19 protein-coding genes are annotated in these 18,618 nt (G+C 39.3%); 18 read left to right on the forward strand and 1 reads right to left on the reverse strand.

Annotated features, from left to right (window positions below; all coding sequences use genetic code 11):
* The first annotated feature begins 122 nt into the window (after positions 1-122).
* Positions 123-998: a DUF4179 domain-containing protein gene (locus ACIQ2D_RS03170; protein ID WP_402859291.1), complete on the forward strand. Its 876-nt coding sequence runs from the start codon at positions 123-125 to the stop codon at positions 996-998.
* Between the two features lie 210 nt (positions 999-1,208).
* On the opposite strand, the gene ACIQ2D_RS03175 is transcribed toward ACIQ2D_RS03170, so the two are convergent.
* Positions 1,209-1,547 carry a hypothetical protein gene (locus tag ACIQ2D_RS03175; RefSeq protein ID WP_402859294.1) on the reverse strand — a complete coding sequence of 113 codons (339 nt, stop codon included), beginning with the start codon at positions 1,545-1,547 and terminating at the stop codon, positions 1,209-1,211.
* A 154-nt stretch (positions 1,548-1,701) separates the two neighbouring features.
* Between ACIQ2D_RS03175 and chrA the strand changes: the two genes are divergently transcribed.
* The 17 genes from chrA (at position 1,702) to ACIQ2D_RS03260 (ending at position 18,616) form a co-directional block, all read left to right on the forward strand.
* Positions 1,702-2,862: a chromate efflux transporter gene (gene chrA, locus ACIQ2D_RS03180; RefSeq protein WP_402859297.1), complete on the forward strand. Its 1,161-nt coding sequence runs from the start codon at positions 1,702-1,704 to the stop codon at positions 2,860-2,862.
* A 149-nt stretch (positions 2,863-3,011) separates the two neighbouring features.
* Positions 3,012-4,157: a radical SAM family heme chaperone HemW gene (hemW, locus tag ACIQ2D_RS03185; protein WP_402859300.1), complete on the forward strand. Its 1,146-nt coding sequence runs from the start codon at positions 3,012-3,014 to the stop codon at positions 4,155-4,157.
* 89 nt (positions 4,158-4,246) lie between these two features.
* The gene (gene hrcA, locus ACIQ2D_RS03190) at positions 4,247-5,278 is read left to right on the forward strand and encodes a heat-inducible transcriptional repressor HrcA (protein WP_402859303.1); all 1,032 of its coding nucleotides are present in this window, start codon (positions 4,247-4,249) and stop codon (positions 5,276-5,278) included.
* 19 nt (positions 5,279-5,297) lie between these two features.
* Positions 5,298-5,867 carry a nucleotide exchange factor GrpE gene (grpE, locus tag ACIQ2D_RS03195; protein WP_402859306.1) on the forward strand — a complete coding sequence of 190 codons (570 nt, stop codon included), beginning with the start codon at positions 5,298-5,300 and terminating at the stop codon, positions 5,865-5,867.
* Between the two features lie 76 nt (positions 5,868-5,943).
* Positions 5,944-7,785, forward strand: coding sequence for a molecular chaperone DnaK (gene dnaK, locus ACIQ2D_RS03200; protein ID WP_402859309.1), 1,842 nt, complete (start codon positions 5,944-5,946; stop codon positions 7,783-7,785).
* Between the two features lie 137 nt (positions 7,786-7,922).
* A complete protein-coding gene (gene dnaJ, locus ACIQ2D_RS03205; RefSeq protein WP_402859312.1) occupies positions 7,923-9,044 on the forward strand; it encodes a molecular chaperone DnaJ in 1,122 nt (373 codons plus the stop codon).
* 21 nt (positions 9,045-9,065) lie between these two features.
* A complete protein-coding gene (gene prmA / locus ACIQ2D_RS03210; protein WP_402859315.1) occupies positions 9,066-10,007 on the forward strand; it encodes a 50S ribosomal protein L11 methyltransferase in 942 nt (313 codons plus the stop codon).
* 270 nt (positions 10,008-10,277) lie between these two features.
* Positions 10,278-11,015, forward strand: coding sequence for a 16S rRNA (uracil(1498)-N(3))-methyltransferase (locus ACIQ2D_RS03215; RefSeq protein WP_402859318.1), 738 nt, complete (start codon positions 10,278-10,280; stop codon positions 11,013-11,015).
* 15 nt (positions 11,016-11,030) lie between these two features.
* Positions 11,031-12,371, forward strand: coding sequence for a tRNA (N(6)-L-threonylcarbamoyladenosine(37)-C(2))-methylthiotransferase MtaB (gene mtaB, locus ACIQ2D_RS03220; protein WP_402859321.1), 1,341 nt, complete (start codon positions 11,031-11,033; stop codon positions 12,369-12,371).
* Between the two features lie 79 nt (positions 12,372-12,450).
* A complete protein-coding gene (locus ACIQ2D_RS03225) occupies positions 12,451-12,960 on the forward strand; it encodes a hypothetical protein (RefSeq protein ID WP_402859324.1) in 510 nt (169 codons plus the stop codon).
* Between the two features lie 142 nt (positions 12,961-13,102).
* Positions 13,103-13,774 carry a deoxyribose-phosphate aldolase gene (gene deoC, locus ACIQ2D_RS03230; RefSeq protein WP_402859327.1) on the forward strand — a complete coding sequence of 224 codons (672 nt, stop codon included), beginning with the start codon at positions 13,103-13,105 and terminating at the stop codon, positions 13,772-13,774.
* A gap of 115 nt (positions 13,775-13,889) precedes the next feature.
* Complete coding sequence (gene rpsU / locus ACIQ2D_RS03235) at positions 13,890-14,063, forward strand: 30S ribosomal protein S21 (protein ID WP_004227078.1); 174 nt, start codon at positions 13,890-13,892, stop codon at positions 14,061-14,063.
* 276 nt (positions 14,064-14,339) lie between these two features.
* Positions 14,340-15,668 (forward strand): NfeD family protein, encoded by a 1,329-nt coding sequence (locus tag ACIQ2D_RS03240; RefSeq protein ID WP_402859330.1) that lies wholly within the window; start codon positions 14,340-14,342, stop codon positions 15,666-15,668.
* Positions 15,669-15,671: 3 nt separating this feature from the next.
* Positions 15,672-16,676, forward strand: a complete 1,005-nt coding sequence (gene floA, locus ACIQ2D_RS03245; protein ID WP_402859333.1) for a flotillin-like protein FloA — start codon at positions 15,672-15,674, stop codon at positions 16,674-16,676.
* 27 nt (positions 16,677-16,703) lie between these two features.
* Positions 16,704-17,201 (forward strand): hypothetical protein, encoded by a 498-nt coding sequence (locus ACIQ2D_RS03250; RefSeq protein WP_402859336.1) that lies wholly within the window; start codon positions 16,704-16,706, stop codon positions 17,199-17,201.
* 55 nt (positions 17,202-17,256) lie between these two features.
* The gene (locus tag ACIQ2D_RS03255) at positions 17,257-17,520 is read left to right on the forward strand and encodes a hypothetical protein (protein ID WP_402859339.1); all 264 of its coding nucleotides are present in this window, start codon (positions 17,257-17,259) and stop codon (positions 17,518-17,520) included.
* Positions 17,504-18,616, forward strand: a complete 1,113-nt coding sequence (locus ACIQ2D_RS03260; protein ID WP_402859342.1) for a sporulation protein YqfD — start codon at positions 17,504-17,506, stop codon at positions 18,614-18,616. Before ACIQ2D_RS03255 ends, ACIQ2D_RS03260 begins: the two co-directional genes overlap by 17 nt.
* Positions 18,617-18,618 lie beyond the last annotated feature (2 nt).

The raw sequence follows: 18,618 nt of genomic DNA on the forward strand, positions 1-18,618 counted from the left end.
AGAAGGGTGCGCACGATTGCCACGTAGAAATGCTCGATTGGTTATATAATGTGCAGTTTGTCACTACAATAAATAATAAGAATATTTTGCAGATATTATTTATCAAAAAAGAGGTGTACATGATGTTCGGTGATACGCGTCAAATTGAAGATAAGCCAATAGAAATTGGGGTACGTAAGAAATTGCAGAAGAGATGGTTCGTTGTAGCAATGTGTATACTTATTGTCGGTGGTGTGCTGATTACCAAAATCCCTTTTGTGGAAGGTATCATTGGCGAAAAGACAGCTGTGAATTTTGATGACTATAAAACAGAAGTTGGACATACAACTGAAAACAACTTCGGAAAATTAACGTTGAATGAAGTCGTTGTCGATGATAATCAGCTACTACTCAATGCAACCTTTGTTCCAGAAGACGGCACAAGTTTTGATCATCAAATCTTCTTCTTTCCACAAGTACTTGTTAATGGGCAGGACTATACGGTAAGAAATAGAGGGCAGTCCATTGAACAACTTAAATCAAAATATACGATATACAGCAGTATTCAAGTTAGTGAGCTCCCGCAAGAAAATACATTGACACTTGATATTAGCTATAACAAGTGGAATTTGGAACAACCGATTGATCAGCCATGGGATTTTCATGTAGATGCTTCACAAAAGAAAGTACTTGCAGACAAAAAAATTATCTCAGTAAATGAAACGGTAACACTAACTAACGGTAATGAAGTAAAAGTGACAAAAGTAGTTTCCACGCCCATTTCTACGACGATTTATTATCATTTGGCGGAAAAATTGTCTGAAACGGTATCTTTTAAAATTAAGACAGCATCAGGGAAGACCTGGCGTTGGAACTCAGGTTTTACATTGGATGAGGAAGTGGACGCCCTTTCGGTAAATCGTTTCGATGCACTTTATTTAACAGAAGACAAATATTATTTAATACCCATCGGGGCAGATGATAGAGAACTTGGACCGTCAATTCAAATTGGAAAGTGAACAATTAAAGTTCGGGAAATTATTTTGAAGAAAGCGTTCATGTAATATAAAAAAGCAAAAGGAGCTAAGGGGTATAATAACAAACACTAATAATTTTCAAGAATGACTATGTCCGCATTTTTCGTTACTCGGAAAGTCAAATCATCCCCAACCTGGAGAGCAGTAGCAACATTGGTAGTATTTTCACTTTTGAAAAATATACCATAGCCATTAATTAGTAGGATATCCAAATACATAGCACACAACCTTCTCGTCCTTTAAGAAAACAAATTGATTCGTTCCTTCACTTACGGTTTCTTGAATAGGTGCCCATTTATAACCTATAGTCGCATAGACTCTCTCTTTTGGCGTATATGCTTCAAATGAATAAAGTTTATCCCATTCAAAGGGAGTTACTTCTAATAAATTGATTGTTTCAACGTCTTTTCCAATTGATAGAATTTCAGCTTGTAGTAATTCCGCATTTACTTCCCAAATATCCTTTTTTAGTACACTTATTATGAATATAATGCAAACTAGACCAATGATCATAAAACTTACTTTTCTCAAATCATTCACCTCTTTTGTCGTTATTTCACAATTCGGACGATTTTTAAGGTTAGAGGTTGCACTTTGATATAAGCAATCTTAACAATAATTTAATCGTAGGCGATGAAAAATTAATGTAGAATTGCTGTAGACAGCATAGAAAGTAGTGAAGTATTTGCGAAAGTTATTGGAGATTTTTCTTGTTTCCTTTAAGTTAGGTTGTACATCCTTTGGGGGGCCGACAGCACATTTAGGGTATTTTCAAAACGAATATGTTCAAAATCGTAAGTGGTTAACAGATAAGGAATTTAGTAATTTGGTAGCTTTAAGCCAATTTCTACCTGGACCTGCATCGAGTCAGGTTGGGATGGGGATTGGACTATTACGGGGCGGAATATTAGGGAGCGTTGTTTCATTTGTAGGTTTTACGCTACCTTCAGTGCTCTTATTAATAATGTTTGCGTATTATTATGCGCACACCGAGATGGATCTGGGTTGGATACATGGCTTGAAATTAGTGGCAGTTGCGATTGTTGCACAAGCGATTTGGGATATGTCGAAAAAGTTAATTCCAAGTTTTTGCCATTTTATGATAGCTTTATTAGCACTGGTTGTGGTATTCGTATGGGCAAATCCATTTGCGCAAGTAGTGGTTATTGCTTTAGCCTCACTAGTAGGTTTTCAATTATTTAAAGAAAATAGTGGGAATGAGGATTCAATTGGTACTACTTTACCCATTTCTAAAACTACAGGTGCAAGTTTATTAGCGTTATTTGTAATTTTACTGATCGGCTTGCCGGTGGTTAGTTCACTTATCCAACATGACTGGCTAGCATTAATAGAAAAATTTTATGTATCTGGTGCGCTTGTATTTGGTGGAGGGCATGTGGTCTTGCCGTTATTAGAGGCACAGTTTGTACAAAGTGGATTAATGAGCTCTTCTGATTTTTTAACTGGTTACGGTATCACACAGGCAGTACCTGGGCCATTATTTACGTTTGCTTCTTATATTGGAATGGTCCTTGGTGGTGTTCCTGGCGCAATAGTCGCTACTATTGCTATTTTCCTACCTGCATTTTTACTCATTGTGGGTGTCTTACCATTTTGGTTAACTCTAAGTCGTAATGCGGGTTTACGTGGAGCAATAGTCGGTGCAAATGCGGCAGTTGTTGGCATTTTAGCTGCTGCCTTTATCCATCCTATTGTAAGCAAAACGATTCAGAGTGGGATGGATGTTTTGATAGCGGCAATATTTTTATGGCTTCTTATTCGGTGGAAAATTCAGGCGTATTTAGTTGTGCTTTTAGGTATGGTGGCCGGAATTATTTTGTATTAATTTACTTCTTTTTAATGATCTAAGGTTCGATTTCCTTCTAGGAGGGGAATCGGATTTTTTTATTGTCTAAGAGGATTCATGGCGTTCTAGTAAGTGTTTGTTTATAATGAAGGAATGAAAAATATAAGAGCTAGAAAGAAGGGATAGTTATGGCGCGAGGTGTTTACATTCATATTCCTTTTTGTCATCAAATTTGCAATTATTGCGACTTTAATAAATTTTATTTTAAAAATCAACCGGTGGATGAATATATAGAGGCATTGGGCAAGGAAATGGCGCTCACTGTAGAGAAGTATCCAGAAAGCTTCACTCAGATAGAAACAATTTTTCTAGGTGGTGGTACACCCACAGCGTTATCACCTGAGCAATTGACAAGATTGCTTACGTTAATTCGCACGTATATTCCTATGGATAGTGTGAAAGAATTTACATCAGAGGCAAATCCCGATGAATTGTCGGAAGCGAAAATGCGCGCACTGTTTGATGGTGGTGTTAATCGATTAAGTATGGGTGTGCAGTCATTTGACCAAGATTTGCTGAAAAAAATTGGGCGTACGCACAGTAACGCACATGTTTACGAAACGATTGCGCTGGCGAAAGAAGTCGGCTTTCAAAATATTAGCATCGATTTAATGTACGGTTTACCGGGACAATCAATGGAGCAGTGGCGAGATTCTTTAGAAAAAGCATTTGCATTGGGGCTACCACATTTCTCAGCTTACTCACTTATTGTGGAACCGAAAACGATTTTTTATAACCAGTATTCAAAAGGTAAGCTAAAATTGCCAACAGAAGATTTAGAGGCAGAAATGTATGATGTGCTCATGAAAGAGATGGAGGCACATGGCTTACATCAATATGAAATTAGTAACTTTGCGCAGGAAGGTTTTACCTCGGTTCATAATAAGATTTATTGGGAAAATGATGAATATGCAGGGTTTGGCGCAGGTGCGCATGGTTATCTAAATGGTGTGCGCTACTCAAATCATGGACCACTGAAAAAGTATATGGATACATTAGATATAGGTGAATTACCAATTGTTCATAAACACGAAGTAACGGACGCTGAAAAACGTGAAGAGCAAATGTTTTTAGGATTGCGCAAAACTGACGGCGTTTCGCACATACTATATGAAGAAAAATTCGGTGAGCCGATGTATGTATGCTACGGAAAAGTGATTGAAAAGCTTGTCGCAAGAGGCTTACTAGAAGAAGACCAAAACGGGATTCGCCTTACTCGAAAAGGTCGTTTTGTCGGAAATGAAGTTTTTCAAGAATTTTTATTAGAAGATTGAGCGATATCGTTGACATAAAATGAGGTATTTGATAACTTATTAATAGTATTAGCACTCCTCATAGTTGAGTGCTAACAGAGGTGATGATCATGCTAACAAATCGGCAATTACAGATTTTGCAAGTAATCGTAGACGATTTCATAAAGTCTGCACAGCCGGTAGGTTCTCGCCAGATCTCAAAGAAACAAGAGATCACATTTAGTCCAGCCACTATTCGAAACGAAATGGCGGATTTAGAGGAATTAGGCTTTTTAGAAAAAACACATACTTCCTCTGGTCGAGTGCCTTCGGACAAGGGGTATAGATTTTATGTTGATCATTTGTTGAATCCTCAAACCATTCATCCACAGGATATTCAACAAATCCAATCGATTTTTAATAATCGTATAGTAGAAGTAGAGCAAGTGATACGAAAGTCAGCCAATATATTATCAGAACTGACATCTTATACATCGATTCTACTTGGACCAGATGTACAAAGGCACCGTGTAAAACGATTTTCTATCGTACCACTCTCTAGCGACACAGCAGTTGCAATTATCGTGACGAATAATGGTCATGTTGAAAATCGCATGTTTAACTTACCACCTGGTTTTACATCTTCTGATATTGAAAAGATGGTTAACGTTTTAAATGAGCGTTTAATAGGTATTTCATTAGAAGAGATCCATGTAAAGCTAGAAGCTGAAGTTTTAGCAGTCTTGCAGCGACATGTACAGTCAGCGGATGATTTCATCCACTCGCTTGTTTCCGCAACAATGACTAATCCAGAAAGCAAAATTTTTTACGGTGGTAAAACGAATATGTTCAACCAACCGGAATTCCACGATTTAAATAAAGTCCGTATGTTATTGGACTTAATGGAAACGACGAGCCAAGTGCAGTCGCTCTTCCATCCGAATGAGTCGGGTATTCATATTCGCATTGGTTCGGAAAACAGGCAGTTGGAAATGGAAAACTGTAGTGTCATTACTACCACTTATTCAATTGGTGAAGATCAGCAAGGGGCAATTGCTATTATTGGTCCAACACGTATGGATTATAAGCGTGTAGTTGCTTTACTTGATGTAATGCGCATGGATTTATCGAATGCCCTTACAAGGACTAATCGTAGTGATTGATAATGAGGAGGATTTAAACGTGACTGAAACAACTGAAAAAAAAGACCTTGTACAAGAAGATGTACAAGTTGAAAATGAAGAAATAACTGAAGAAACTGTAGTAGCAGAACAAGTGGAACTTACTGTTGAAGAGCAGTATGAAGCAAAGCTTGCTGAGCTACAAGCGAAGTTAGATGATGAGGAAAACCGTCACCTTCGCCTACGTGCAGACTTTGATAATATGCGCCGTCGTAGTCAACTTGACCGCGAAGCTGCTGAAAAATATCGTGCACAAAAATTATTATCGGATTTATTGCCGGTATTAGATAATTTTGAGCGCGCTTTGCAAGTAGAAGCAACTTCTGAAGAAACTGCTTCAATTGTGAAAGGAATCGAAATGGTTTACCGTTCACTTGTTGATGCGACAGAAAAAGAAGGCTTACAAGTTATTAAAGCAGAAGGGGAAGCGTTTGATCCAAACTTCCACCAAGCTGTTATGCAAGAACAAGATAGTGAAAAAGAAACAGGCGTTGTTGTACGTGAGCTTCAAAAAGGTTATATCTTAAAAGATCGCGTATTACGTCCTTCAATGGTATCTGTGAACGAATAGTTTTAATGACTATTAGCATAATAAATTAATTTCAATAGCGCAGTTAAGCGTTTAATTATTAGGAGGAAATTTTACTATGAGCAAAATTATCGGTATTGACTTAGGAACAACAAACTCTTGTGTATCTGTACTTGAAGGTGGCGAACCAAAAGTAATTCCAAATCCAGAAGGTAACCGTACAACACCATCTGTAGTGGCATTCAAAAATGGTGAACGCCAAGTAGGCGAAGTGGCAAAACGTCAATCGGTAACGAACCCAAACACGATTATCTCTATTAAATCTAAAATGGGTACTGCTGAAAAAGTAACTGTAGAAGGCAACGACTACACACCTCAAGAAGTATCAGCAATGATTCTTCAATACCTAAAAGGTTATGCTGAAGATTACCTTGGCGAAAAAGTAACAAAAGCTGTTATTACAGTACCTGCTTACTTCAGCGATGCACAACGTCAAGCTACTAAAGATGCTGGTAAAATCGCAGGTCTTGAAGTAGAACGTATTATCAACGAACCAACAGCTGCAGCACTTGCTTATGGTTTAGACAAACAAGATCAAGATCAAAAAGTATTAGTATTCGACCTTGGTGGTGGTACATTCGACGTTTCTATCCTTGAATTAGGTGATGGTGTATTTGAAGTACTAGCAACTGCTGGTGACAACAAACTTGGTGGAGATGACTTCGATGACGCTGTAATCGAATACCTTGTAGCTGAATTCAAAAAAGATAACGGTATTGACCTTTCTAAAGACAAAATGGCAATGCAACGCCTTAAAGATGCAGCTGAAAAAGCGAAAAAAGATTTATCAGGTGTAACTTCTACTCAAATTTCATTACCATTCATAACTGCTGGCGCTGAAGGTCCACTTCACTTAGAAGTAACTTTAACTCGTGCTAAATTTGATGAAATCACTTTAGACTTAGTAAACCGTACAGTTGGTCCAGTACGTCAAGCATTACAAGATGCAGGTCTTTCTGCTTCAGAACTTGACCAAGTAATCTTAGTTGGTGGTTCAACTCGTATTCCTGCAGTACAAGAAGCTGTACGTAAAGAAACTGGTAAAGAGCCTCACCGTGGCGTAAACCCAGACGAAGTTGTAGCAATGGGTGCTGCTGTACAAGGTGGCGTATTAACTGGTGACGTAAAAGACGTAGTACTTCTTGACGTAACACCATTATCACTTGGTATTGAAACAATGGGCGGCGTGTTCACGAAGTTAATCGACCGTAACACGACAATCCCAACATCTAAATCACAAGTGTTCTCTACTGCTGCTGACAACCAACCAGCTGTAGATATTCACGTATTACAAGGTGAACGCCCAATGGCAGCGGACAACAAAACTCTTGGTCGCTTCCAATTAGCAGATATTCCTGCGGCACCACGTGGTATTCCACAAATCGAAGTTACTTTCGACATCGATAAAAACGGTATCGTATCTGTTAAAGCTAAAGACCTTGGTACACAAAAAGAGCAAACTATCGTTATTCAATCTGATTCAGGTTTAACTGAAGAAGAAATCGAACGTATGGTAAAAGATGCTGAAGCAAACGCAGAAGCAGATGCTAAACGTAAAGAAGAAGTTGAACTTCGTAACGAAGCTGACCAATTAGTATTCCAAGTAGATAAAACAATCACTGACCTAGGTGAGCAAATTACTGAAGATGAGAAAAAATCAGTTGAAGATGCACGTGACGAATTAAAAGCCGCTCTAGAAGCTGGCGAAATCGAAGGCATCAAAACAGCTAAAGAAAAATTAGAAGGTGTTTTACAACCTCTAGTTATGAAAGTTTATGAACAAGCTGCAGCTGCTGCACAAGCGGCTCAAGGTGGCGAAGCAGGTCCAGATGCTGGCGCAGGCAAAAAAGACGACGGTATCGTAGACGCTGACTTTGAAGAAGTAAAAGACGACAAATAAGATAAGCTCGTTTTAAGAGAAAGCCAAAGACCGTACGCGGCTTTGGCTTTTCTTTTTACCATTAACAAAAAAATAAGGCAGTTTTTCAGACTGCATGTTACAATAGATTTTATGCAAAAAAGAGCGGAGTGTGAAGCATGGAGAAACGTGATTATTACGAGGTGCTTGGTTTAACGAAATCAGCTTCTAAAGACGAGATTAAAAAAGCATACCGTAAATTATCAAAACAATACCATCCTGATATCAACAAAGATCCAGGAGCAGATGTAAAATTCAAAGAAATCGCTGAAGCATATGAAGTATTAAGTGACGAACAGAAGAAGGCACGTTATGACCAATTTGGCCATGAAGATCCAAATGCAGGCTTTGGCGGCGGCGGCTTCAATGGCGGCGGCTTTGGTGGCTTCGAGGATATTTTCAGTTCATTCTTTGGCGGTGGTGGACGTCGTCAAGATCCAAATGCACCACGTAAAGGTGACGATTTACAATACCGCATGAACATTAAATTTGAGGAAGCGATTTTTGGGAAAGAAACAGAAATCGAAATTCCAAAAGACGAAACGTGTGATACGTGTCACGGTTCAGGTGCTAGTCCTGGTACGAAAGCTGAAACATGTTCGACATGTAGCGGTGCTGGTCAAGTGAACCAAGCGGTGGATACACCATTTGGTCGCATGATGAACCGTCGTACATGTTCAACATGTCAAGGGTCAGGTAAAATTATTAAGAGTAAATGTTCGACATGTCGCGGTGATGGAAAAGTACAAAAACGTAAAAAAATTAAAGTTACGATTCCTGCTGGTGTAGATGATGGTCAACAAATCCGTGTATCTGGTCAAGGTGAACCAGGTGTTAATGGTGGACCGGCCGGGGACTTATACATCATGTTCCGCGTTCAAGGACATAATGAGTTTGAACGTGACGGCGACGATATTTACTACGATTTAAGATTAACATTCCCACAAGCGGCTCTTGGGGATGAAATAGAAGTGCCAACTGTTCACGGTAAAGTGAAACTACGTATCCCAGCTGGTACACAATCAGGTGCACAATTCCGTCTAAAAGATAAAGGTGTGAAAAACGTACATGGCTACGGTACAGGTAACCAATACGTTACTGTTAAAGTTATGACACCAGAAAAATTAACGGAAAAACAAAGACAATTACTACGCGAATTCGCGGAAATTAGTGGCGATATTCCAGAAGAACAAGGAAGCTCACTGTTCGATAAAATCAAGAAAAAATTCCAAGGTGAATAATTAGAGGAGCTGAATACCTACGTGAAGTGGTCAGAATTATCCATTCATACAACAAATGAAGCGGTTGAAGCAATTTCGAATATTTTGCATGAAGCAGGTGCAAGTGGTGTCGTGATTGAAGATTCGGCTGAATATGCGAAGCCACGCGAAGATCAGTTTGGCGAAATTTATGCGCTAAATGAAGCTGATTTCCCTCAAGCAGGCGTTATTGTGAAAGCTTACTTATCAGAGTCTAGCTTTTTAAATGAAACAGTTGAAGAAATTAAAGCAGCTATTACCAATTTGACGAACTTCAACATCGATATCGGAGATAATGTTGTATCTATCGTTGAAGTGAACGAAGAAGATTGGGCGACAGCGTGGAAGCAATATTACCACCCTGTGAAAATTTCTGAACGTTTCACAATTGTACCAACTTGGGAAGACTACACACCAGTTGCTACAGATGAATTAATCATCGAGTTAGACCCTGGTATGGCTTTTGGTACTGGTACGCATCCTACGACAGTTATGTGTTTGCAAGGGCTTGAAAAAGTCGTGCAACCAGGAGATACAGTCGTTGATATTGGTACAGGTTCGGGTGTTCTTTCAATTGGTGCAGCGATGCTTGGTGCTAAAAGTGTGCACGCCCTTGATTTAGATGAGGTTGCAGTGCGTTCTGCAAAAGAAAACGTCGAGCTAAATAAAGTATCTGACACTGTTTCAGTTTTCCATGGTAACTTATTAGATACTGTAAAAGAACCAGCAGATGTAGTTGTGGCTAACATTTTAGCAGAAATTATTATGTCATTCACTGACGACGCATTCACAATTGTGAAACCAGGTGGATTGTATGTCACTTCAGGCATCATCGGTGCAAAACGCGAAGATGTGAAAGTAGCGTTAGAAGCTTCTGGCTTTGTCATTGAAGAAGTATTAATGATGGAAGATTGGGTTGCGATTATTGCCCGTCGTCCACTATAAGTTGACTTAGAAGCGCCAAATCGTGAGGAGTCTTGACTTATTCACGATTGGCGTTTTCTTTTATCTTTGTCTAGGCTAAAGCGCCACCCCCACGAGGTCACTTCGAAATCTCAGGTGAAGACTTAAAAGAGCGCCTTCACTTCAATTTCTCCAGTGCTTGAGGCTCATACGATGTGAGTCATGTCGGCAATGCCACAGGATGTGGCGTTTTTGCCGACGCGGGGTGAGCGGGCGCTTTTGCACTTTTCTAATGTATAGGAGGCACTGAAAATGCAACGTTATTTCATTGAAACTGCGATTGAAGAGGCACGTATTACTGGTGAGGATGCCCGTCATATTGCCCGTGTCATGCGTATGAAAGAAGGCGAGGAAATCGTTGTTGTAGCGCAGAATACAGCACATATTTGTAAAATTACTGCGTTCGATGGTGATGATGTGCTTGTGCAAGCAACAGAAAGTACTATTCCTTCGCCAGAGTTACCGATTAACGTCACTGTAGCATGTGGATTACCAAAGGGTGATAAGTTAGAACTTATTACGCAAAAGGCAACAGAGCTTGGCATGTTTGCACTACTACCTTTTGAGGCAGAGCGTTCAATTGTGAAGTGGGATGCCAAAAAAGGTGCGAAAAAGCAGGAGCGTCTTCAAAAAATAGCAAAAGAAGCAGCAGAACAGTCGCATCGTACGCATATTCCGGAAATTTATGAACCTGTTAGCTTTAAACGACTTGTTCAGTTACTAGAGAATTATGATGCTGTTTTTATCGCTGATGAAGAAGATGCAAAGGCTGAAAAACGCACAAGGTTTGCGGAGAAGTTAAAAAACGTGTATGATAAGAAGTCGAAATCAGTACTAATTATCTTTGGTCCAGAAGGAGGTATTTCGCGTAAGGAAGCGGATACATTTATCCAAGCTGGTGCACAAACAATGTCACTTGGACCAAGAATTTTACGTGCAGAAACAGCGCCACTCTATGCACTGTCTGCAATATCTTATGAATTTGAATGAAAGAGGTGTTTAACCTTGTCAAAAGTGGCTTTTCATACACTTGGCTGTAAGGTAAACCATTACGAAACAGAGGCAATTTGGCAACTGTTTAAAGAAGAAGGATATGAACGTACGGAGTTTGACCATCAAGCCGACGTTTATGTTATTAATACATGTACCGTAACGAATACAGGCGATAAAAAATCACGCCAAGTAATTCGTCGTGCGGTTCGTCAAAATCCGGATGCTGTTATTTGTGTAACAGGTTGTTATGCACAAACATCACCAGCTGAAATTATGGCGATTCCGGGTGTTGATGTTGTCGTTGGGACGCAAGATCGTACGAAAATGCTTGGTTATATCGAGCAGTACCGTAGCGAGCGCCAACCAATTAACGCCGTTCGTAATATTATGAAAAACCGTGTGTACGAGGAGCTAGATGTACCAGCATTTACAGACCGTACACGTGCTTCACTTAAAATTCAAGAAGGTTGTAATAACTTCTGTACGTTTTGTATCATTCCTTGGGCGCGCGGATTAATGCGTTCACGTGATCCGAAAGAAGTTATTCATCAAGCGCAACAATTAGTAGAAGCAGGTTATCTTGAAATCGTCTTAACAGGTATTCACACAGGTGGCTACGGTCAAGATTTAAAAGATTATAATTTAGCTCAGCTGTTACGAGACTTAGAGGCGCAAGTAAAAGGGTTAAAACGTCTTCGTATTTCTTCTATTGAAGCAAGTCAATTAACGGATGAAGTAATTGATGTGCTACGTGAGTCAAAGATTGTAGTTAACCATTTACACATTCCGATCCAATCGGGGTCGGATACAGTGTTAAAACGTATGCGTCGTAAATACACAATGGAGTTCTTTGGTGAACGCTTAACTAAACTTCATGAAGCGTTGCCGAATTTAGCGGTTACGTCTGACGTAATCGTTGGCTTCCCAGGTGAGACGGAAGAAGAGTTTATGGAAACATATAATTTTATTCGTGACCATAAGTTTTCTGAATTACATGTCTTCCCATTCTCACAACGTACAGGTACACCAGCTGCACGTATGGATGACCAAATCGATGAGGAAATCAAAAACGAGCGCGTTCACCGTTTAATCTCATTAAACGATCAACTAGCAAAAGAGTATGCATCTCGCTTTGAAGATGAAGTATTAGAAGTGATTCCAGAAGAATTTACGCATGAAGGCAGTGAAGAAACTGGCATATTAACTGGTTATACTGATAACTATTTAAAAGTTGCCTTTAAAGGTCCAGAAAGCTTAATTGGACAACTAGTTAAAGTTAAAATTACAAAAGCTGGATATCCGCTCTCACAAGGACAATTTGTGCGCGTGTTAGACACAGTTATTGCAGAATAAAAAATAGTTACAATCAGCAAGCTAAGTATTGGCTTGCTGATTTTTTGCACAAAGTGGGACAAAGAGAGGGGTAGTGTGGATGAATCATCGTTTTGCACGCTTAATTTTACACGCTGCTGACCAAGAAGTCTGTGCAAGTCGTAATACAACTTTTGTTGAAGTCGCTATTCCTGATGGTGTTGTAGGGGCTGCTAAAGATTTTCGGAATTTTGACCCAAATCGTATTCAGTCTTTTACGGTTGAAAAAAGTCGCGTGCTGTTACGTATGAATTTACTAGACTTTGAATTATCTATACGTGAGTTTAAAAGTACAATAGAGGCTTTTTATGACGAGGTTCACAATGGCTCTAGTGAAGAAGTAGAAGTGTTTACAGATTTTATCTATGATGATAATCTTCGTATTCTTCAATGTTATGTAAAGGGTGAGCGTTATTTAACAGATATTTCGTCTGAAATAATTGAAGCAAGTTTAGTTATAGATGCGCTCTATTATCAGCTGTATCGTGGCTTACATCCAAAAGTAACGGTCCAATATATTCATGGGCATACAAAAAAACTATTAGCAGAAAAAGAGTTTCCAATACTATAAAAGAGCATGTCTTGTTGAATTCCAGCGATAGACAATGCTTTTTTTTCTGCATTTTGGTGCATAGTATATTAGACGACCTGATGAAAAAATGGTATTATTTCAGAGAGGTACGTACAACTTGAATTTAAAAGGAGAACTACACATGACTAAAAATTATGCAAAAATGATTGACCACACTTTATTAAAGGCAGAAGCAACAAAAGAACAAGTTGAAAAACTTTGTGCTGAAGCAAAAGAATTTGGTTTTGCCTCTGTTTGTGTAAATCCGACTTGGGTAAAATTATGTAGTGAGCTATTACAAGGCACTGAAGTTTTAGTTTGTACGGTTATTGGCTTCCCACTTGGCGCTAATACACCAGCTGTAAAAGCATTTGAAGCAAAAGATGCAATTGCAAACGGTGCAAAAGAAGTGGATATGGTTATTAATATCGGCGCTTTAAAAGATAAAAACTATGAACTAGTACAAGCTGATATCGCTGCTGTTGTTGAAGCGGCAAAAGGTAGTGCAATAGTTAAAGTGATTATCGAATCTTGCTTATTAACTGATGAAGAAAAAGTAAAAGCATGTGAACTTTCGGTAGCAGCAGGTGCGGATTTTGTTAAAACATCTACTGGTTTTTCTACTGGTGGTGCCACTGCAGAAGATATCGCATTAATGCGTAAAACGGTTGGACCAGACCTAGGCGTGAAAGCGTCTGGTGGTGTTCGTAGCCTAGAAGATATGCAAAAAATGGTTGAAGCTGGTGCAACTCGAATCGGTGCAAGTTCGGGCGTTGCAATCATGAATGGATTAATTTCAGATTCTCAATATTAATTCTAATTATTTCTATTGACCATTATTAGACATTACGGTATAATTCTTTAGTACACAGCATTAGGCAAATAACCTTTGTTTGTGTTGACGTGTGTTCGGAGGGAGGGAAAGAGAGATGTCAAAAACTGTCGTTCGCAAAAACGAATCGCTTGAAGATGCTCTTCGCCGCTTCAAACGTACTGTATCAAAAAGTGGTACAATTCAAGAAGTTAGAAAGCGCGAGTTCTACGAAAAACCTAGCGTTAAACGTAAAAAGAAATCAGAAGCTGCACGTAAACGTAAGTGGTAATTTAATTTCCCATTAAAAAATCCCTACGTTCATAACACGCAATTTTATGATTCACTGAGCAGACAATGATATACCTAGTATAAATCGCGTTTGCGATTTATACTAGGTATTTTGCATTGAGGCTCAAGTTTGCGCTACATACGAAAAAAGCCGAATGAAGTCGTTGACGACTTCATTCGTTTTTTTATATATAATAAAAAAATGAGATTACATGAAACTTTTTACGAAGTTGTCCGTATAACAATTGAGAAGTATTTTTAGAAGGGAGGGAAAAAGATGCGGAAAAGGAGAATCATCAGCTATTTGCTAGTGGTGTGGATGGCTTTTTTATTAGCATTTCCAATGACTACAGCTTTCGCAAGTAGTAAGGTTTATCACGTACCAATTCATGATGAGGTGGAACGAGGACTTCACGCATTTTTAGAACGAGCTTTTAAAGAGGCAGAGGATAATTATGCAGAAGCCATCATACTTGACATACATACGCCGGGCGGTTTCGTTAATGCAGCAAGTGATATCGCCATGCTTATGGATGAATCATCGATCCGCACAATCGCGTATATCAATAAAGATGCCCATTCTGCGGGAGCATTTTTGGCCTTGCATGCAGACGAAATTTACATGGTTCCTAATGGCACAATTGGAGCGGCTGCTGTAATCGATTCAGCAGGAAATGCGGCAGATTTAAAGGCAAATAGTGCATGGCTTGCACAAATGAAGGCCGCAGCTGAGACATCTGGTCGCGATCCGAAGTACGCTCTAGCAATGGCGGATACAAGTATGGATCTTCCTGAATTTAGAGCTGGCGGCGATAATCTTTTAACATTATCTGCATCGGAAGCACTTGAAGTTGGTTATTCGGAAGGTACTGTTTCAAACTTTCAAGAGCTATTAGCGGCTACAGAACTAAAGGGTAGCGATATCGTACCGGTTGATCCAACATTTTCAGAAAAACTTGCTCGATTTATTACCAATCCGATTATTGTACCAATTTTACTGTCGATTGCGAGCTTAGGGCTTGTGATGGAATTGTATTCGCCAGGATTTGGTGTTCCAGGTATAATGGGGTTATCGTCACTGGGCCTATTTTTCTTTGGTCATATGGTAGCTGGCTTTGCTGGTTATGAAACGCTGTTAATATTTATCGCCGGTTTGGCACTTGTCATTGCGGAGTTTTTTGTCCCTGGAGGTATTGTTGGTATTTTAGGGGGCGTTCTAGTATTACTGAGTTTGCTACTAGCTGGCGCGGATATGTCGCAGATGATAATGTCGATATTTATTGCGTTCATTGTAGCGATTATAGGGATGGTGATCCTAATGAAATTTTTTGGAAAAAAGATGCATGTTTTTAACAAACTTGTCTTGAAAGATGCGACAACTACAGAAGAAGGTTACGTATCAAACATCAATCGTACAGATTTACTTGGTAAAGTAGGGAAGTCGATAACGCCTCTTCGCCCGGCAGGAACGATGCAGTTGGGCAATGAACGTATCGATATCGTGTCTGAAGGTAGTTATATCGACGCAGGCAAGAATGTTGAGATTATTAAAGTAGAAGGCTCTCGCATCGTGGTTAGACAAACAGACAAAGAGATGGAGGAATAACAAATGGGTTTTGATTTAGCTTTAATCGGTCCAGTAGTCGGACTTGTATTATTATTCATTGTCATTGCGGTATTTTTCACTTTTGTACCGGTGGCACTATGGATTTCTGCTCTTGCAGCAGGTGTCCGCGTTAGTATTTTCACATTAATCGGGATGCGCTTACGTCGTGTAATTCCGTCACGTATCGTAAATCCGTTAATTAAAGCACATAAAGCTGGTTTACCAGTAACAATCAATCAGTTGGAAAGTCATTACCTTGCAGGTGGTAACGTAGACCGCGTAGTAAACGCATTAATCGCAGCGCACCGTGCAAACATTGAGCTAACATTCGAACGTTGTGCAGCAATCGATCTTGCTGGACGTGACGTATTAGAAGCCGTACAAATGTCGGTTAACCCGAAAGTGATTGAAACACCGTTTATTGCAGGTGTGGCGATGAATGGTATCGAAGTAAAAGCGAAAGCACGTATTACAGTACGTGCGAACATCGAACGTTTAGTAGGTGGTGCTGGTGAAGAAACAATTGTAGCACGTGTAGGTGAAGGTATCGTAAGTACAATTGGTTCTGCTACACATCATACAGTCGTTTTAGAAAACCCTGATATGATCTCTCAAACAGTGTTGAAAAAAGGTTTAGACTCTGGTACAGCATTCGAAATCTTATCGATTGATATCGCGGATGTTGATATCGGCAAAAACATTGGGGCCGAGCTTCAAATTGAGCAAGCACAAGCGGATAAAAACATTGCTCAAGCGAAAGCGGAAGAACGTCGTGCAATGGCTGTAGCTAACGAGCAAGAAATGATTGCACGTGTTCAAGAAATGAAGGCCAAAGTAGTAGAAGCTGAAGCTGAAGTACCACAAGCAATGGCAGAGGCATTACGTTCTGGTAACCTTGGTATCATGGATTATATGAATTACCGTAATATCCAAGCAGATACTGCAATGCGTGATTCTATTTCAAAGGTTAGCACAGATAAACCAGAAAAAAATGATTCACAATCGTAAAATTCGGAAAGGAGCAAATACTATCAAATGGAACAATTAATAATTTTTATAATCATTGCCATAGTCAGCTCTCTTTTCGGTAAATCAAAAAATAAAGAACAAAAGCAAATGCCATCGTTTGATAAAGACGCTAAGCAACAACCTCCTGTTGTCACAAATACAGAGGAGAGAAAACCTCAGCGTCCTACGATAAACACACAATCGTTTGAAGATTTTGCACGTGGATTTTTAGGGGATATTCAAGAAAAACAGCCCGGGAAGCACATCCGCGAAGAGCGTATGCAGCCTGTTGAAATTGAAGTAGCGGAACAAACGCCGAGCTATGTGGCACCTCCACTAATTCCAACAGATTCACATAATCGTAAAACAGACCGTCCTAGCTTTGGGCGAATGGCATCTGGGAAGAAGGAAGTGAACGTAACGTCTACAAATCAGACGTTTGAACTACCAACTTCTAAACAAGCACTTATGCAGGCAGTTGTAATGGCTGAAGTATTAGGTCCACCAAAAGCAAAAAGAAAATAACTAGCATGTCCTCCTTTTTCGTAGCATATATTGCCGAAGAAGGAGGCATTTTTTTATGAAAAAATTATTTCAGTTAACGCCACTCATCGAATTGTCACAGTATGAAACATTAAAAATAATCGGTCCCTATCGTTTTCTACATGCAGATGCATCGTCGTGTTCATTTATATATGCAAACTATAAAGTTACAATTCGTGGAAAATCAGTTGAAATAGATGCCATCAAAGATGAAATGCTTCAACTAACTGTTGTCGACTTAAAAGAAATGCATATTAAAATTAGACAGGAAGAGGACAGGAACAATGATATGGAATCATAGACCGATTATCATACGTATAAAGCGTCATGAAAATGTTCATCCTTTTATACAAGAATTACATGGACAAAAAATTGAACTCAAGCATGTCGTGTTTCGTGATCAAGAGGTAACATTTGAAACGAATATGGCTTATTTATCAAAGATTCGCAGAACACGAAAACGGTATAAACTGAAAATGACAGTTCATTATGCAGATGAACTGCAAGTTTTTCGTGCGCAACTTTGGACGATACTTGGATTAATCATAATGGTCATTATTCCACTCCTCTGTGCGCAGGTGGTTTGGCGCATTGATGTTGAGGCGGATTCACCAGAATTGCGACAGCAAATAGAAAAAACATTTCATAAGACTTTTAAATTGGAAACGCCCATGTCTAGAAAAAATGTACCATCTAATGCACTAATTCGGCAGGAACTATTAGAAAAACATCGTGACCTTGCGTGGGTGCATATTGAAAAAAATGGTGGTCGTGTTGTGCTACGACCACAAGAATCGCCGAAGCAAACAGAACAAAAAAATGTACAGCAAGCGACCCATTTAGTAGCTACAAAAAGTGGCGTCATAACGCATTTTAATATCAGACACGGTGAACGGAAGATATCGGTTAATGAAACGGCTTATGACGGCGATGTGCTAGTATCTGGCGTGATTGATAGTGGTAATGATAAAGTCTTTGTGGGGGCAGAAGGAGAAGTGTATGCAGATTATTGGCTTGAGTGTACATTTAAAATGCCAACTAAGATTACCATGGAAACGATGCAAGAAAAGAATTGGCGTATATTAATTGCAGGTATTCACGAAGAAGTGGATTCTGTGCAAAAGAAAGAATTACCAAATTGGCTTGATCCGTACGTATCTATTGTGGAAGAGCAAAAGACAAAAAAAGTGGAAGTTGAGCTTGATGAATCGAAAATTGATTCGCTACTCTTGCCATTACTTCATGAAAAAATGATACGTTCACTACCTTCAAAAAGTGTCATTAAAAAAGAAAACCTTTTGCAGTTGAAGTGGGGGGATGGTACAGTTGAAGGGAAAGTTCTATTTTTAGTAAATGAAAACATTGCAAGTCCAATACATGCCTTACAAGGAGAATGATT

The organism is Lysinibacillus sp. NPDC097287 (assembly GCF_044761695.1).
In the GTDB taxonomy this organism is placed as follows: Bacteria; Bacillota; Bacilli; order Bacillales_A; family Planococcaceae; genus Lysinibacillus.

What these genes read in the sequence shown, in the direction of transcription:
- ACIQ2D_RS03170 (WP_402859291.1), top strand. Translation starts at nt 123, where the DNA reads ATGTTCGGTGATACGCGTCAAATTGAAGATAAGCCAATAGAAATTGGG.
- hemW (WP_402859300.1), top strand. Translation starts at nt 3,012, where the DNA reads ATGGCGCGAGGTGTTTACATTCATATTCCTTTTTGTCATCAAATTTGC.
- hrcA (WP_402859303.1), top strand. Translation starts at nt 4,247, where the DNA reads ATGCTAACAAATCGGCAATTACAGATTTTGCAAGTAATCGTAGACGAT.
- dnaK (WP_402859309.1), top strand. Translation starts at nt 5,944, where the DNA reads ATGAGCAAAATTATCGGTATTGACTTAGGAACAACAAACTCTTGTGTA.
- dnaJ (WP_402859312.1), top strand. Translation starts at nt 7,923, where the DNA reads ATGGAGAAACGTGATTATTACGAGGTGCTTGGTTTAACGAAATCAGCT.
- ACIQ2D_RS03215 (WP_402859318.1), top strand. Translation starts at nt 10,278, where the DNA reads ATGCAACGTTATTTCATTGAAACTGCGATTGAAGAGGCACGTATTACT.
- ACIQ2D_RS03225 (WP_402859324.1), top strand. Translation starts at nt 12,451, where the DNA reads ATGAATCATCGTTTTGCACGCTTAATTTTACACGCTGCTGACCAAGAA.
- deoC (WP_402859327.1), top strand. Translation starts at nt 13,103, where the DNA reads ATGACTAAAAATTATGCAAAAATGATTGACCACACTTTATTAAAGGCA.
- rpsU (WP_004227078.1), top strand. Translation starts at nt 13,890, where the DNA reads ATGTCAAAAACTGTCGTTCGCAAAAACGAATCGCTTGAAGATGCTCTT.
- ACIQ2D_RS03240 (WP_402859330.1), top strand. Translation starts at nt 14,340, where the DNA reads ATGCGGAAAAGGAGAATCATCAGCTATTTGCTAGTGGTGTGGATGGCT.
- floA (WP_402859333.1), top strand. Translation starts at nt 15,672, where the DNA reads ATGGGTTTTGATTTAGCTTTAATCGGTCCAGTAGTCGGACTTGTATTA.
- ACIQ2D_RS03250 (WP_402859336.1), top strand. Translation starts at nt 16,704, where the DNA reads ATGGAACAATTAATAATTTTTATAATCATTGCCATAGTCAGCTCTCTT.
- ACIQ2D_RS03255 (WP_402859339.1), top strand. Translation starts at nt 17,257, where the DNA reads ATGAAAAAATTATTTCAGTTAACGCCACTCATCGAATTGTCACAGTAT.
- ACIQ2D_RS03260 (WP_402859342.1), top strand. Translation starts at nt 17,504, where the DNA reads ATGATATGGAATCATAGACCGATTATCATACGTATAAAGCGTCATGAA.